The organism is Stomatobaculum longum, from assembly GCA_000242235.1.
GTDB classification, from domain to species: Bacteria; Bacillota; Clostridia; order Lachnospirales; family Lachnospiraceae; genus Moryella; species Moryella longum.
The window spans coordinates 581,498-597,592 of the sequence record JH590862.1 but is presented as its reverse complement, the minus strand read 5'-3'; the positions used below and the strand labels follow the sequence as shown (position 1 = coordinate 597,592).

General features: G+C 50.3%; 11 protein-coding genes. 8 read left to right on the top strand and 3 right to left on the bottom strand.

Annotated features, from left to right (window positions below; translation table 11 throughout):
• Window positions 1–1,258 precede the first annotated feature (1,258 nt).
• From HMPREF9623_RS05715 to HMPREF9623_RS05690, 6 genes are all read left to right on the top strand, one after another.
• Window positions 1,259–2,026, top strand: coding sequence for a ParA family protein (locus HMPREF9623_RS05715; protein ID WP_009532952.1), 768 nt, complete (start codon window positions 1,259–1,261; stop codon window positions 2,024–2,026).
• Window positions 2,027–2,029: 3 nt separating this feature from the next.
• Complete coding sequence (locus tag HMPREF9623_RS05710; RefSeq protein ID WP_009532951.1) at window positions 2,030–2,977, top strand: ParB/RepB/Spo0J family partition protein; 948 nt, start codon at window positions 2,030–2,032, stop codon at window positions 2,975–2,977.
• A 13-nt stretch (window positions 2,978–2,990) separates the two neighbouring features.
• Window positions 2,991–3,470, top strand: coding sequence for a DUF4446 family protein (locus HMPREF9623_RS05705; protein ID WP_009532950.1), 480 nt, complete (start codon window positions 2,991–2,993; stop codon window positions 3,468–3,470).
• Window positions 3,471–3,695: 225 nt separating this feature from the next.
• Entirely contained in the window at window positions 3,696–6,104 is a 2,409-nt protein-coding gene (locus HMPREF9623_RS05700; RefSeq protein WP_009532949.1) for a SpaA isopeptide-forming pilin-related protein, read from the top strand.
• A gap of 9 nt (window positions 6,105–6,113) precedes the next feature.
• The gene (locus HMPREF9623_RS10880) at window positions 6,114–7,412 is read left to right on the top strand and encodes an RNA polymerase sigma factor (RefSeq protein WP_009532948.1); all 1,299 of its coding nucleotides are present in this window, start codon (window positions 6,114–6,116) and stop codon (window positions 7,410–7,412) included.
• 174 nt (window positions 7,413–7,586) lie between these two features.
• Window positions 7,587–8,309, top strand: a complete 723-nt coding sequence (locus tag HMPREF9623_RS05690) for a hypothetical protein (RefSeq protein ID WP_154646121.1) — start codon at window positions 7,587–7,589, stop codon at window positions 8,307–8,309.
• Window positions 8,310–8,469: 160 nt separating this feature from the next.
• On the opposite strand, the gene HMPREF9623_RS05685 is transcribed toward HMPREF9623_RS05690, so the two are convergent.
• Genes HMPREF9623_RS05685 through asnS form a run of 3 tightly spaced genes read right to left on the bottom strand, consistent with a single transcriptional unit; the run spans window position 8,470 to window position 12,826 of the window.
• Complete coding sequence (locus HMPREF9623_RS05685) at window positions 8,470–10,320, bottom strand: ATP-binding protein (protein ID WP_009532946.1); 1,851 nt, start codon at window positions 10,318–10,320, stop codon at window positions 8,470–8,472.
• Window positions 10,317–11,396 carry a metallophosphoesterase family protein gene (locus HMPREF9623_RS05680; protein ID WP_009532945.1) on the bottom strand — a complete coding sequence of 360 codons (1,080 nt, stop codon included), beginning with the start codon at window positions 11,394–11,396 and terminating at the stop codon, window positions 10,317–10,319. The genes HMPREF9623_RS05685 and HMPREF9623_RS05680 overlap by 4 nt, the downstream gene beginning before the upstream one ends.
• A 38-nt stretch (window positions 11,397–11,434) precedes the next feature.
• Entirely contained in the window at window positions 11,435–12,826 is a 1,392-nt protein-coding gene (gene asnS / locus HMPREF9623_RS05675; protein ID WP_009532944.1) for an asparagine--tRNA ligase, read from the bottom strand.
• An 860-nt stretch (window positions 12,827–13,686) separates the two neighbouring features.
• Between asnS and HMPREF9623_RS05665 the strand changes: the two genes are divergently transcribed.
• Both HMPREF9623_RS05665 and glgD read left to right on the top strand, forming a co-directional pair.
• Window positions 13,687–14,961 (top strand): glucose-1-phosphate adenylyltransferase, encoded by a 1,275-nt coding sequence (locus HMPREF9623_RS05665; RefSeq protein WP_009532943.1) that lies wholly within the window; start codon window positions 13,687–13,689, stop codon window positions 14,959–14,961.
• On the top strand, window positions 14,958–16,079 hold the full coding sequence (gene glgD / locus HMPREF9623_RS05660) for a glucose-1-phosphate adenylyltransferase subunit GlgD (protein ID WP_009532942.1): 1,122 nt from the start codon (window positions 14,958–14,960) through the stop codon (window positions 16,077–16,079). Before HMPREF9623_RS05665 ends, glgD begins: the two co-directional genes overlap by 4 nt.
• The last annotated feature ends 16 nt before the right edge of the window (window positions 16,080–16,095 follow it).

The window sequence follows — 16,095 nt, the reverse complement described above, 5'->3', positions numbered from 1 at the left end:
AGACCATCAGTATGCCTGTTCAATCGCAATCAGAGACAGATACTTATAGAATTATAGGGTACTTTTTCGAGTTAAGTTGTGCCGGTTCGTTGGATTTATACAGGGAACAAGGAAAAGGTGCTTTTTGAAGGAAGAATATTTTGAGTAGAGGGTTAAGGTCCTTTGTACATCAACTTGCTCGTTGTTAGTTTGATGTTTCACGTGAAACAAGCCATAAGATTATCAGAAGACAATTCATACTGCTCAAATAAGCATATATTGTAAGCAGATGCATAGCGATAGCATTTTTCAGAACTTGATTTTGCAAAAAAATCAGTCGGAAAATTCATCTTCTTCTCAGGCATTCATAATCCTAAGAATGTACAATTTTTTGGTGATAACTCTGATATTTCACATGAAACAAAGGGATGGATTTACGGGAATCAGGAAGTAAATGCTTTTGCTAAAATAAGAACGCCGGGAGCTGATTCAGAGGAGCTTTTAAAACTTACCTCGTAGTAGATATTGCAGCTTTGGCCGTTACTTCAGTGGTTCATTATATTGATATTGCTATGTTAAATCCGATGACGATCACGTTGAGATTTCACGTGAAATGGATGACTGCCGAAAATAAAGAGTAAAATCTTTGGCTCAAAAAGATACATTTGAGTCGATTCTTACAGGGTCCTATAGGACCTCTTTGAAACGAAGTCCATAAGCAGTGAAACAGAACAACCTGATACTCTCGGTAATTCACATTCTGAGAAATTGCTTTTTGCCGGTACTTACTTTGATGTTCCACGTGGAACAAAACGATGGATTTCCAAAAAGCGGGGGAAAATGATTATGTTCAAACAAGAATATTGTGAGCAGACTCATAGCGTTTCTCCTGAAATATTCATTCCGAAAGCAATGTTTCTCACAGAATCGGATAAAACAAGAAAATGATACTGTCAAAACAAAGCCTGCGTGTCAAGGTCGGAATACAAGAATACCGGAATGGATGTCGATTAAAAGTAAAAGAAAGATATTTCCTGTGAAACGATAGTAGAACGCTTTACAGAATTCTGAGAAGCAAGACTGTGCAGACAAGAATTGCCGTCTGTTCGGTCTTGCTATAACGAAAGAGAAGGCCTGAGAAATCCGGAAAAGTGTATTGTTTCATGTAAAATGCAAGGAGAAAGATTGTTTCTACGCAGATAATATTTCTTAGGAATAAAAATTATGTTATGATATAAAAAAGCGGAAATGAACGAATAGAGAGGCGCACGGTGGGATCATGAAAAAGATCATTGCATTGGCAAATCAGAAGGGCGGAGTTGGAAAAACGACAACTGTCGTTAATTTGGCGGCGGCTTTTGCAGAAGCCGGAATGCGCGTATTGGCAGTCGATTTTGACCCGCAGGGTAATTTGTCAAGCGGATTGGGAATCGAGAAGAAAAAAGAAGAAAATACGATTTATGAGCTTCTGATGGAAGAATGCACTTTTGAAGAGGCCGTACATAAAACATATTCGGAAAATCTGGATGTGCTTGCTTCTAATGTCAATCTTTCGGGACTGGAACTGGAGCTGCTCGACAAGCGAAATCGGGAGTACGTATTAAAGCATTATCTTGAGCCTGTGGTGGAGCAATATGATTACATCTTTATCGACTGCCCGCCGTCTTTGAGTCTATTGACGGTCAATGCGATGACAGCCGCAACCGATGTCATCATCCCCATTCAGTGTGAGTACTATGCGATGGAAGGCTTAAATCAGATGCTCCGTAGCATTAAACTCTTACAGATGAAGTTGAATCCTGCGCTTCGCATCAACGGAATCATTTTTACGATGTATGATGCCCGAAATAATTTGTCGCAGCAGGTCGTGGACAGCGTGAAGGATGTGCTGAAAGAGTATATCTATGATACGGTGATTGCGCGAAATGTGCGGGTGGCGGAAGCACCCAGTTACGGTATGCCGGTGACAGAATATGATCCGCGCTCCAAAGGCGCGGAAAATTATCGGAAGTTGGCGGCAGAAATTTTGACGAGAGAGGCAGATTAAGTTATGTGTGCTGTGAGTAAGAAGCGAAGATTGGGAAAGGGACTCAGCGATCTGATGGGAGGAATGGAGCATCTCGAAGACAGATCGGAGGAGACCGCGGTTCAGGAAGAGAATCGTACCGCGGGTGAGAGCGAAGCTGCGAAAGATAAGGAGATGCTGTTGCGGATTGAAGAAGTGCATGGAAATCCGGATCAGCCGCGCAAGCATTTTGAACCGGAGGCGCTGCAGGAATTGACGGATTCGGTCCGCCACTTTGGTATCTTGCAGCCGCTATTGGTGCAGAGAGATGAAAAGCTGGGAGGATATCAGATTATTGCCGGTGAGCGAAGATATCGCGCAGCGCAGGCAGCGGGTCTCAAGGAAATTCCTGTGCTGGTCAGAGATTACAGCTCTCAGCAGGTGGCGGAAATTTCCATCATCGAAAATGTGCAGCGCGCGGATTTGAATCCGATTGAAGAGGCGATGGCGTATCAGATGTTGATTCGGGACTATGGTCTGACACAGGAAGAAGTGGCGGACAAGGTCAGTAAGAGCCGCACGACCATTACGAATGCGCTTCGTCTGTTGAAGCTCGCAGAGGGTGCCAGAGAACTGCTGATGGAAGGAAAAATTTCCTCCGGGCATGCGAGGGCACTGCTCGCTGTCGAAGATGAGGATGACCAGGATGCGCTTGCGGAGAGAATCGTCAAAGAGATGCTCAGTGTCCGCGAGGTGGAAAAACTTGTCAAGCAGGCGAAAAAGAAACGCAAAGAACGGAAAGAAGTTGTGGTGGAGACAGCGGATTTGAGTCTGTACTATCAGAACTATGAGGACAAGATGCGAAGCATACTTGGCACGAAGGTTCACATCAACCGCCGTGATAACAATAAAGGGCGGGTAGAGATTGACTACTATTCGACAGCTGAGTTGGAGCGCATCATGGATCTCTTGCGCTCCGTAGAAAATAAGTGAGGGGGCGCGAGTCATGCATACCACAATTCTACTGGGCGCACTGATTGCTTTTGATGCAATCATGCTGATTCTTGTGTTGTTTTTGCTGAGCAAGTATACGAAGGTCAAACGATCGTATGACTTCTTTATGCGCGGGAAAGATGCGGAGAGCATGGAAGATATGATTTTTGACTTGGAAGAATCTCTGCGGCAGCTGCGGGCGGAAGATCAGATAAATAAGGAGGCAATCCGTGTTCTGAATAAAAACCAGAGAGCATCCTATCAGAAGGTCGGCATTGTGCGCTACAATGCGTTCAAGGATATGGGGGGTAAGATGAGCTTTGCGCTTGCCCTTTTGGATTATACGAATTCAGGTTTCATTCTGAATACGGTACATTCGCGGGAGGGCTGTTACCTTTACATCAAGACTGTAGATTGCGGTCAGACGGAAGTGTTGCTCGGTGCTGAAGAAAAGGATGCCTTGGAACGGGCACTCGGCTATACGGAGGCATAACTTAAGAGAATTGAAAGAAGTTTTTGCCAATTTTTGTGCAGAAAAACACCGGAACTATGGTACTATCATACATAGTTCTGCTGCGAATGCCGAACAGCGGGATTGAAAAATTCCGCTGTTTTTTTTGTAAAAAAAAAATGAACCTTTTACTGCTTTATACCGTCCTTATATAAGTGGAGAGAAGTTGCATCGAAAAAGACAGCGTACTTGTGGAGGGAACGTGATATGGAAACGGCAAAGAAGTATATGCGCAGAGGGATTCCTTATCTAGCGGTGATCTTCATGGTTTTGTGGCAATGGCCGGTATGGCAGCACACGGCATGGGCAGCCGGTGGCGGGAACGGTTTTTCGGTTGAAAGTATTCAACAGGCCGGCGTGCGAGACGCAGCTTTTGCGAAGGCTATATTTGATAGTATATCTTCCCACATCGCCGACGGCAGTTATTCGGTATCACCGGGAGATAGCACAGAGAAGATTCTGCTGGAGTACGGTGCACACACAGCTGAGGCAGAAATTGACGCACGGGGTAGAGAAATCCGGGATATCAGCGGAATATGGCTGTTACGGCACGCGACGCGAATCGACCTCTCGGACAATCAGATTCAGGATCTGAGCCCGTTGAAACGGGATATGAGTATAGAGGAACAAGCAAATTATTTTGCAGCGTCGGAAATTGTACTGACAGGGAATCCCATTCATCGGGTACCGGAACAGATGATGGGATTTATCGCAGGCCGCTATCGCCTAGATGAAAAGATTACGGTACCTGTTTCACTTTCCTACCGGAATGATGATGCAGAGAGAAGGTTGCTGTTGCACTACTTTGAGGAACCCGGTGGTCGGCCGACCGAGAAGGCGGTTGTATTCCGGAATCGCGAAGAAGCAGAGATTTTACACAGTATAGAACAGGCATATCCTTTGCCGTTTTCCGTGACAGCGCGATACCTGCAGCGTGAAGGCACGGAAGCACGGCTACAGCTGCAGTGGTCCATGCCGCTGGATGTCAGGTTCATGCGAGAATTTGAGGATGCGGTATACGAGAAAACACTGGGAAGCATAGAACTGACGGCTACGACAGAAGAAGGAGAGCCGCTTCCGGGTATTTACTACCGCATATGGCAAGCGGACAGCGGCAGGGAGATTCTGAGCACAGACGGCGGTGCGGACTATATAACGGATGTGAGTGGTAGGATTTACATTGCAAATCTGGAATCCGGTACGTATCGGATAGAGCAACGGAATCGGAAGCCGGGATACGAGGCGCACCAGAGCAGTTTTCAAGTTGTAATACGGGATGCACGTCAAAGCGCCGGGATTCCGGAAAAAGAGGCACAGTGTTCAGGTCTTCCGAAAAGTTATGCGCTGACAGGCAATGTGAAAAATATACGTTTTCTCAATCGCGGCGAAATGCAAGGAATCGAGACGGAAGAGGATACAGCTGTTTTGCAACCGGCAGATGCTCTGAATTGTGACGGGTTTTTATCCGACCTGGGATATGTGGAGCTTCTGAAAGGAGAGTTGCCGTACAAAGAGGGGTATGAGCTTCTTCCGGGAAGCAGAGTTTCGATCTATGAGGATGAGACACTGCTCGGAAGTTATGCGTACCCGACAGAAGCGAAGCAAGTGCTCAATCGAAGAATACGGGAGCAGGACTTGCGAAGAGACAGTCGGCGTATTCGCGTGGTGGAGGCCCTGTTCTATGACGGGGGCTGTCAGAGAGTGAATGCAATTTTTTCGAGACCCGATGACTCGGAAATTCGCCGTATCGTAGTCAAAAAGAGCTGGCACGGAGCAGCTACGCCATCAGAGGCGTATTTTCGCCCGGTGCTTCGAAGAAACGGAGAAGTGGTCGCTGTGCTCGGCGCTGTCAAGGAGGTCAATGCGGACAATGGCTGGGAAGTCAGCTGGAACTTACAGGCTACGCCCTCCGATGCGAGACGTAGAACCATGCAGCGCGCAAGTATGGCAGATGCAGAGCGGGAAGAGGAATTCCGCGAAGATGCGGAACTGTTGAATGACAGCAACGATGCAGGCGAACAAATCAGTGTGGAAGAAGTGGACATTCCGGCAGGTTGGACGCCGGAGTATCAGGCATTCCGGCGTATCGGCAACAGTGCATATTTTGAGGTGACGAATCGGAAGGAGACATCAGTCGGGATTGACAGATTCTTCTCGCGAAAGAGAGGGGAGAGACAGCCGGAACTGTTACGGCGGACTGAACGCGCGGCAGAAGAAGTGAACGAGCAAGCGGAACCGACAAAGCAACAGGAAGTGAAGCGGGAAGAAGTAAAGCCGCAAGAAGCAAGGCAGGAAGCGCGAATACAGGACGCGCGTCCCGGCAGAGAGGATGAGCCGCACAGGCAGGTACAGCCCGAAAAAAGAGAGACGGCAACGCTGGCATATCTTCCATGGGCAGAGATCAGAAGTTGTAAGGTCAAAAAAACACAGGGACAGTTGCAGGGACGGCAACTGGTTCTGGCCGGCACGGGGGAGCGAACACAGCGCACAGTACTGCGTCGGCTGCCGCACACAGGAGAAACAGCTGCAAAACAAGGGGTATGGTTTCATCTGGCAATTCTTTGGTCACTGGCAATGTTATTGCGTGCGCTGCATATGGTCGCAAGGCAGCACTGAGGAGACAGGATGAAGGACAAGATGGAGAAGGCAAATCGCGAGCGCAGGCAACGTGTAACGGAACTGATTGCAGCGTATCAAAAAGGGGATAAAAGGGCATTTGACGGGATTTACTCGCTCTGCTATGGGCCGATTTATTATATTATTTACAAGATGATTCGGGACCGACATGAGGCAGAGGATGTCACCCAGGAAGTGTTTTTGCAGATTTTTCATCAGCTTCGCGAACTAACGGATCCGGAGAGCTTTCAGTGCTGGTCCAATAGAATTGCATATCACAAGACCTTGGATTATATGGTCTCAACCCGCTATGCGGGAGTAAAAAATACGGTTTCGCTGGATGCGCTGCTCGAGTCAGATTTTAATACGGAAAAATTTTCGGATTCAGATCAGGGAAGGCAGATTGAACAAGCTGAGCAGAACCAGGTAATCATGGATGCGGCAGATCATCTCTCCTGGGCGTTGCGTGCCACGCTGTTACTTCGGTTTTTTGCGGGACTTCGAGAGGCAGAGATCGCAGACATCATGAATGTGCCGCTCGGGACCGTCAAAAGCCGGCTCGCCGAAGCCAAGAAGAAAATGAAAAAGAGACTCGGCACAAGGCTGTACTGCTTCAGTCCCTTTACGTTGTATACATTTCTTTCGCAGCTCGAGTCCTGGAATTTGAGCGGAAAAGTAGCAACGGCCTCGGTCGGATTCATAGGTAAAACAGCGATGGTTTTGCTCTCAGTAGGGCTGGTCGGTTCGGTTGCATTGCGCGGGATACAGATTTCTTCTCTGCAATATCGGGATACCAATTGCTATGTCAATGAACAGTTGGTGCGTTTTCGCGTTGACAGCGGAGCGCCCATCGAAAAAGTGACTCTCTTAGGCAAACAGGAGATTCCGTTGACTAGGCAGGGAAAAGTGTATGAGGCACATATCGATGCCAATGGAACCTATATCATTACGGCAAAGGATATTGCGAATCACACAATTGAGCAAGTCGTGGAGATTTCCAATATTGATCGCGAAGCTCCGAACTATGCGGGTTATCAGGAGCAGGATAACACGGTTTACTTGTATTTTCAGGATGCGGCTGCAAGTATCGATTGGGATACTCTGCGTTGTCAGCGGGAAGACGGCAGCGCAGAGACAGTTCGAATCGACAGAGAGCAGGGTTGCATTGCGGTTTCCAAGACACAGTTTCCGCTACAGGTGCAGGTCCGGGACTTGGCAGGTAACCGGGCGGTCTATGCCTTTCAGCAAAATCAATTTACGGAAGATGTGACGGATGTCACTGAGGAACTCACAGGAGAGGCATATTAAAGCAGAACCGTGAATAAGGGGAGGAGAGTCATGCGTCAGCTTGTGGGAAGAGTCCTTCGTATAGGGACAGAAATGTTTGTGTTTCTTGTAGCCACACTGCTTGTTGCGACGGCTCCGGTGTGGGCAGAGCAAAACAAGAGTGAGGAGACATTGCAGATTTCACCGGAAGTTTTGATGGACGGAAATACGGATATTTCTGTCCGCTGCGAGATAGAGAATCAGACGGAGACGGAAGTTCCGGAACTGGAGTTGCAAATCCGATTGCCGGAAGGAATCGGAGCACAGAAGGTGCAATATACAGAAGCGTTTGTCACAAGAGGACAGGGAGAGGGTGCTGTGACAGAAGCACAGGCTTTGACAGCAGACGGCCGGTTTGACTGGCGGAGCAGTGCTGTGAAACCGGGTGAGCATTATGTCTTGCAAGCGAAAGGTGTACGTCAGGCAGCGGAAAACGGAAAACACTATGCGGGCATGCTTGAGGTGACGGCGACCTTGCAGCGCGGTACGGAACAGCACATTACGAGGCGACGCTATCAGCTCAGCGGCATGGAAGAAAAAAGGCAAACTGTTGTGAGCAGTGCGCTGTTGGAGACAGGAAGCGATACGGCAGTGAATCAGCAGGTTGCGTTGCGGAATGCAGCGCCGGCGGTGGGACAACTAAGTCTGCTTCCTGGGAAGGCGAAAGGCAGAAAGAGCGTGCCGGTCAGAGGAATTCCGGTGATGGAAATTCTGGTCTGCAGTATGGCACTCTGGGCGCTGAAGGTCTTGTTGCGACAGTTACTGATCTACCGCGAGGAAGGAAAACGGAAGTTTAATCCGGAGTGGAAACCGTTCGAGGAGCGGAAGGCGGAGAAGGAGGGGAAAGAAGCGGCAGAGGACAAGAAACCGGAGCAATAGACAGGATAGGGACCCATGCCTTTGTTCCGGCGCCCCGGAAGCATTGTCTTTTGTAAGCGTAGTTGCGAACGGTCAAAATATAAACCCGACCCACGACTTATGCGGAATCGCAAAAGTCGTGGGTCGGGTTTTCTGTATCATTCGAGGAAAGGTAGCCGCATCAGAGTTCCACGAGATGGAACGGCAGCATGGAAGCGGTGAGCAGTTGCGCTTCCCGGAGACGCGGCGTGAAGAGCAATATCTGCCGCGAAGCATAGGTCTCCAGCATCCAGTGAAGAACCGTGCGGAGGCGCTGATCATCGTAGTTTGCAAAGCTGTCGTCCAGGAAAAGCGGGAGCGAATTGCCACCGAACTGTAGTAAATCGGCAGCGGCAAGACGAAGAGCAAAATAGACCTGGTCAACGGTACCTGCGCCCGCCTGCTCGAGCGGAATCAGTTTTCGCGAGGTGTTTAGAAACACATTCAGATTCTGGTCGACAGACAGAGAATCATAGACATTGCCGGTAATGCCGGAAATGAGCTGTGACGCCGATTGATTCAGGTAGCGACCGAAAGAATCGTGGATGGTCTCGGAAAGGCGGACCAGAGTCTCGAGGGCGATGTTGATGGCCTCGATTTCTGTATTCAGGCGATCATTTTCCGCAACCACACTTTTCAGTGCCGCGGTTTCGTCTTTTAAACTCGAGAGGTGCTGCAACTGTTGCTCCAGAAGCCACTGGCTCTTTTGTTGGTTTGCCATGGAGGCCTCGGTCTCCTCCTGCCGGGTTTTCAGGAGGCGCAGCTTTTCTTCAATGTCATAGACATCGGATTCGCTGCGCTGTATTTCATCCTGCACCAAGAAGAGCTCGTCAATTTTTTCGCTACCGGCCTTGGCCAGGGAAACCGGACGGCGGGCAAGCTCTTTGTCAAAAAGAAGTTCCGGGAAATGTGCCTGAATGAGCTGCCGTATGTTGCGGTTAGACCGCATCCTACGTCGGTTTCCGCACAGGACGGAGAAAAACAGGCAGAGACCGAGGGCAATACAGCCGACCGCCGTGATGCAGAGCAACGCCTGCAATTTGTTGGCACTGTCCGGCACAACACGCCGCATGGTGAAATAGAGCAATAGGGCGAGCGGAATCAAAAGAAAAGCCGTAATCAGCTGTGCGCGAAGGCTGCTCTTAGATCGGAGCGCAGTTCTCTCCTGTCGCCATGCGTTGAGCCGGTTTCGGAGGTCCGGTAAATCCCGGCGGTTTCGGAATCCGCGCTCCTCCAGAATTTGCCGTTTGGCAGCAAGTGCTTGGATGCGCTTTTCCTTTTCAGCGAGCAAAGTCTCCTGGATGGTCTTACTGTCCTGCTTGGATGCGCTCAGGCTTTGGAGCGTATTCCGGTAACCGGGCGCCGCAATTTGCTCTTCCAATTTCCGGATTTCGGACACATTCGCCGCGTAGTGCTTTGCGGCATCCGGAACCAGGCGCTGCTCAAAGGCCTTGCGCTGGTCGCGAAGATAGGCGGTCGCGCGGTCAATGTTCAGCGTGTGCTCGCCGGTTGCATTCATATTGGCGATATAGTTTTTGAGTTCCTGGGTCATTCCCGCGTCGGTGGCACTCCGGAGCTGGCGTATGCTGACGGTGTTCATGTAAGCGGTCTGGCTGAGACCGCAGAGGCAGGTGCGGAGAAAGATTTCCGGATCCTCAATCGGCAGCCCCGCACTCTCATCGATGATGCTGAGGTCGGTCGGGCTTTTTCGGAAGTCCCGCTCGATGCGGTACAAGTTACCGCCCTCTTCGAAACGGAGGCTGCCGCCGTAGGCGCCGTCACCGAACCAGGGCTCGTAGAGCGCGTAGGCATCAGTCTTGGCGGCACGGCCGCGCGCCCGCTCGAGTCCGTAGAACATGGCGCGGAGAAAGAGGTGAAGGGTCGATTTGCCGGCTTCATTTCCGCCATAGAGGATATTCAGGCGGTCGCCGAAGACAAAGCGCCGGTTTTGCAGCGCACCGAATCCGCGTATGTTGAGTTCACGGATAATCATGTCTTTTGTCCCCTTTCCTCTGTCGTATGCAGCAAGGCGCTGACGCCGTAGTAGAGCGCCTTTTTGTCGAGCAGGCTGAGATCGGGTTTGTCGAGTTCCTGAATGAAGAAACCGATCATATCCGACGAATGCTCTGCGAAGAGGCGTGAGAAATCATATTTGGGTTCGGAGTAATCGAAGAGCTCGGCAATGCGGAAGCGCTGTCGCAGTGTGTCGAGATCAAACACGACATCCGGATCCCGGAGGCCCTTAATTTGCAGGCGATAAATATTCTGACTGCCGCGCCGTGCGAGCTCGTCGCTCAGGGTCATCAAGAGTTCCGCATTGGTGGAGTCCGGCGTCACATGTACAATCAGCGAGGTGTATTGCACCTTGGCAAGTCGCACGAAATCGAGAGAAGTAATCTGGCGGCTGATGTCGTTGATCTCGCCGAGGAAATAACCGTGCGGTCCGGTCTCTGTCAAGTCGAGCGGTTCGGGAGAGCCGCACCAGGCGACCTTGCCCGGAACGGCGATTTCGGGCTTGTGGATGTGTCCGAGCGCGCAATAGGAAAAACCGGCTTCGGAGAGTTCTTTGACATCGAGCGGCAAATGTTTCGCGTCACCGCCGTGGCAGAGCAGAATACGGATGCGACCGTTTTCGGGCGCCTCAACTCCTTCGAGCAGATTATCTCGGATTTCGCGCGTGTGGTAGGAAAAACCATAGACCTCGGTATTGATGCGCCTGAGGTAGACGGAACTCAGCGAACTCTCGGTGAAATAGTAAACATTTTTCGGCCAGGGAAAGGAGAGTACGGCGGAGTTATCGCGAATGCGATCGTGATTGCCCGCAATGACAGCGATGGCAACATTCGGAATCGAGGCGAACAGGTAGCTGATCTCCTTTAAGTCACGCACAAGCGGCTGATGATGAAACAAATCACCCGCAATCAAAAGGAGATCTACCTTCTCATCGCGCGCAGCCCGGACAATCGAAGCAAGCGCATCTTTGACAGCCTGCGCCCGTTCCGCACTCCAAGGTTTTCCGATATCCGGTTTCATACCGTAGTGGAGATCACCTGTGTGAATAAACTTCATGAGATAGCTCCTTGTTAAATTGGAAAGATTACTGTGGCTTACAGCTCGCAGTTTCCAACCGTGCGGGGGAAGGGAAGAACATCGCGGATGTTCTGGATACCGGTCAGATACATAACGCAGCGCTCAAAGCCGAGGCCGTAGCCTGCGTGGCGGCTGCTGCCGTATTTGCGGAGATCCAGGTAGAAGCGGTAACTCTCTTCATCCATATGGAGTTCCTGTATGCGCGCGAGCAATTTATCGTAGTCATCTTCACGCTGGCTGCCACCGATAATCTCGCCAATGCCGGGGACAAGGCAGTCCATTGCGGCAACTGTCTTGTCGTCGGGGTTTAACTTCATATAGAAAGCCTTGATATCCTTCGGATAATCGGTGACGAAGAGCGGACGCTTGAAGACCTGCTCGGTCAGGAAGCGCTCGTGTTCGGTCTGGAGATCTGTTCCCCAGGAGACCTTGTAGTCGAAACTGTCATTGTGCTGCATCAGAATATCGACCGCTTCCGTGTAACTGATGCGTCCGAATTCGGAATTCAGCACATGGTTCAGGCGCTCAAGCAGACCGGTGTCGACAAAGCGGTTCAGGAATTCCATCTCTTCCGGCGCGTGTTCCAGCACATAGCGGATAATATATTTCAGCATGTCCTCTGCGAGCGCCATTGCGTCATTCAGATCCGCGAAGGAGATTTCCGGCTCTATCATCCAGAACTCCGCGGCATGGCGGGTCGTGTTGGAGTTTTCGGCGCGAAAAGTCGGACCGAAGGTATAAATATCGCGGAAGGCCTGCGCAAATGCTTCTCCGTCCAGCTGGCCGCTGACTGTGAGATTGGTCTCCTTGCCGAAGAAGTCCGCGCGGTAGTCAACTAAGCCATCGGGCGTGCGCGGAATATCGTTCGGGTCGAGCGTGGTCACGCGGAACATTTCACCGGCACCCTCGGCATCGCTCGAAGTGATGAGCGGCGTGTGGACATAGACAAAATTTCTCTCCTGGAAGAAGCGGTGAATTGCAAACGCAATGACAGAGCGCACGCGGAAAGCTGCCTGGAACAGATTTGTGCGGGGGCGCAGGTGCAAAATGGTGCGCAAAAATTCCGGAGAATGGCGCTTCTTCTGGAGCGGATAGTCCGGTGCGGAATCGCCTTCGACGGAGATTTCGCTGGCCTGAATCTCAAAGGGCTGTTTTGCATCCGGCGTTGCGACGAGGGTGCCGCGGATGATGAGTGCGGCGCCGACATTGATTTTCCGAATGGTCTGGAAATTCGACAGACTGTCATGGTAGACAACCTGCAGGGGTTCAAAAAAGCTGCCGTCGCTGATGGTCAAAAAGCCGAAGGACTTGGAATCGCGATTCGAGCGCACCCAGCCGCCTAAGTCGATTTCTCGATCTAAATACGCTTCGCGATTTTCCCATATCTGTTTGACTGTTGTGAGCTTCATTCGCTTATTCCTCTTTCTCTCAAAGATATTGCCGGGAACAGGGAGAACCCGAGCTTATAACTCTTCTATTTTAGCGCACTTTGGACAAAAATAAAAGGCAGAGGCGGGAGGAAAAGAGCCCTTTCCGACAGGTATAAATCACAGCGTCATGATAACAGTACGGCGGTCGGAGAGGGAAAAGAGAAGGCTAGACGGAATAGATGGGATGAGACACTGCCGCGGCGTGCAAAAAAATGCGAAATCTGAAATAAAGAAAGCGCAGCCCGTGAAAGACAGCGGCCATGACCGCGCTATAAGCGGTTTTTGGGGAGGACAGGGAAGATCGGCAGAGAGGCTGTGGCAAGCGGGACAAAGAGTAAGGGCAGCGGAAACTACGAAAAAAGACAGGGCAAGATAAAAAACCAAGAGATACCGAGTAAGAAAATGAGCCGGGAAGAAAGGGCAGAAGGAGCAACGAAATAACCTGCGAAATCCGTCGGGCGAGCAGACGGAAATGTGTGAAACTACGAGATACGGTAGAGAAAAATAAATATCATACATCAGCTGGGAAAACAGAATTCGAGGGCAAAGAAATCCTTGCAAAATATGCCAAAGACGGACCGGCACAGAAAAAGACGAAACGTGAAATTCTGCGAAGAATCCCAAAAATCATGCAGAATTTTGCCCCCGTTTTGTACACGTTTTCGAAAATTATGATATACTGAAACTGGCAGCAGACTATCTATGGTGGCATAGCTGTCTGGGAGCAGAGCTGTGCCTACCCTCAGGAGGCAAGCGGACCGGTTCAGATTCTTACATCATTGACGTTTACATAATAAAGGTTCATAAAGTAGTAATACACTTGACTGCGAGGTGAGAGCGTGATTAAAAAAGAAATGGTTGCCATGTTGCTGGCGGGTGGTCAGGGAAGCCGTTTGGGCGTCCTGACCCAGACGGTTGCAAAACCTGCGGTTTCCTTCGGCGGGAAGTATCGTATCATTGACTTTCCTCTGAGCAATTGCATCAATTCCGGCGTGGACACAGTGGGCGTATTGACCCAGTACCAGCCCCTGCGTCTCAATGCACATATCGGAATCGGAATTCCGTGGGATCTGGATCGCGCGGTCGGCGGCGTGACGCTGCTCGCGCCCTATGAGAGTGCAAAAGGCAGTGACTGGTATTCCGGCACGGCCAATGCAATCTACCAGAACATCGAGTACATCGACTCGTATCATCCGGATTACGTCTTGATTCTCTCCGGAGACCACATCTATAAGATGGACTACGAGGTGATGCTCGACTTTCACAAGGCAAACCGGGCGGATTTGACCGTGGCGGTGATGCCTGTGCCAATCGAAGAAGCCAGCCGTTTTGGCGTCATGATCACGGACGAAACAAATCGGATTGTTGATTTTGAAGAAAAACCGAAAGAACCCAAGAGCAATCTGGCATCTATGGGCATTTATATTTTCTCTTGGCCGGTTTTGAAAGAAGCGCTGCTGCGACTTCGAGAGGTTCCGGAGTTGGATTTTGGCAAGCATGTGATTCCGTACTGCAGAGACAAAGGAAAGCGCCTGTTTGCTTACGAATTTCACGGCTACTGGAAAGATGTGGGGACTCTCTCCTCTTACTGGGAAGCCAACATGGAGCTGGTGGATATTGTGCCGGAGTTTAACCTCTATGAGGAGTACTGGAGAATATTCACGAAGAGCGACTTTATTCCGCCGCAATATCTCGGAGAGCATGCAAAAATCGAGGCGAGTTTAATTGGCGAGGGCTGCGAGATTTACGGGCAGGTGGAACACTCCGTAATCGGCGCCGGTGTCGTGATTGAAGAAGGCGCAGTGGTCCGTGATTCCATTATCATGCGCGAATCGGTGATTGGCACAGGGGCAAAGGTGACAAAGTCGATTTTGGCGGAACAAGTTGTTGTCGGCAAGAATAGCGAATTGGGGGTGGGAGAATACCGGGAGAGTAGTTATGACCGGCGCGTCTACAACTCCGATCTCGTGACGGTCGGCGAAAATACGGTAATTCCGAGTGACGTAAAGATTGGAAAGAATACGGCAGTTTGGGGTGAGACCGTGGCAGCAGACTATCCGAACGGGATGCTGGAGAGCGGCGGCGCAATCATAAAGGCAGGTGGCTTAAAATGAGAGCAATAGGAATCGTATTAGCGGGCGGAAATTCGAAGCGCATGAGGGAGTTATCCAACAAAAGAGCCATCGCAGCGATGCCGATTGCAGGAAGCTACCGAAGCATTGATTTTGTTTTAAGCAACATGTCGAATTCTCATATACAGCGCGTAGCTGTCTTCACGCAGTACAACTCGCGCTCTCTGAATGAGCACCTCAGTTCCTCAAAGTGGTGGGATTTCGGCAGAAAACAGGGAGGTCTGTTCGTTTTTACACCGACGATTACGGCGACATCGAATGACTGGTATCGCGGCACGGCGGATGCTCTCTACCAGAACCTGCAGTTCCTGAAGAATTGTCATGAGCCCTATGTGGTCATTGCTTCGGGTGACTGTGTGTATAAGCTGGATTATAACAAGGTGCTCGAGTATCATATTGAGAAGAAAGCAGACATCACTGTGGTCTGCAAAGAGGCGTCGGCGCTGGAAGATCTCACGAGATTCGGTGTCGTGGAGACGAACGGGGACAACCGGATTACGCAGTTCGATGAAAAACCCATGGTTGCGGAATCCAAGATGATCTCCTGCGGCATCTACATTGTCCGCAGAAGACAGCTGATTGAGTTCATCGAGAAATGCGCAGCGGAAGACCGCTATGACTTTGTTCGTGACATCCTGGTGCGGTACAAGAATTTAAAACGCATTTATGCCTACAAACTGGATTCCTATTGGAGCAACATCGCAAGCGTGGAGTCGTATTTCAAGACAAATATGGATTTCCTGCGGCGGGACATCCGGGAGTATTTTTTCAGAACCTATCCGGAGGTTTATACCAAGGTTGACGATTTACCGCCCGCAAAGTACAATCCGGGCGCGGAGGTCAGAAATTCGCTCGTTTCAAGCGGTTGTATTCTGAACGGGCGGGTTGAGAATTCCGTGCTGTTTCGGAAGGTGTTTGTCGGTCAAAATTGCGTGATTCGCAATTCCGTGATTTTGAACGATGTCTACATTGGAAATGACACAGTGATTGAAAATTGCATCGTAGAGAGTCGGGATACGCTCCGGGCAAATACGAGACATATCGGGACACCGGAGGAGGTAAAAATCGTTATCGAGAAGAATGAGCGGTATGTGATCTGAGTTCAGTGTCAGGGGA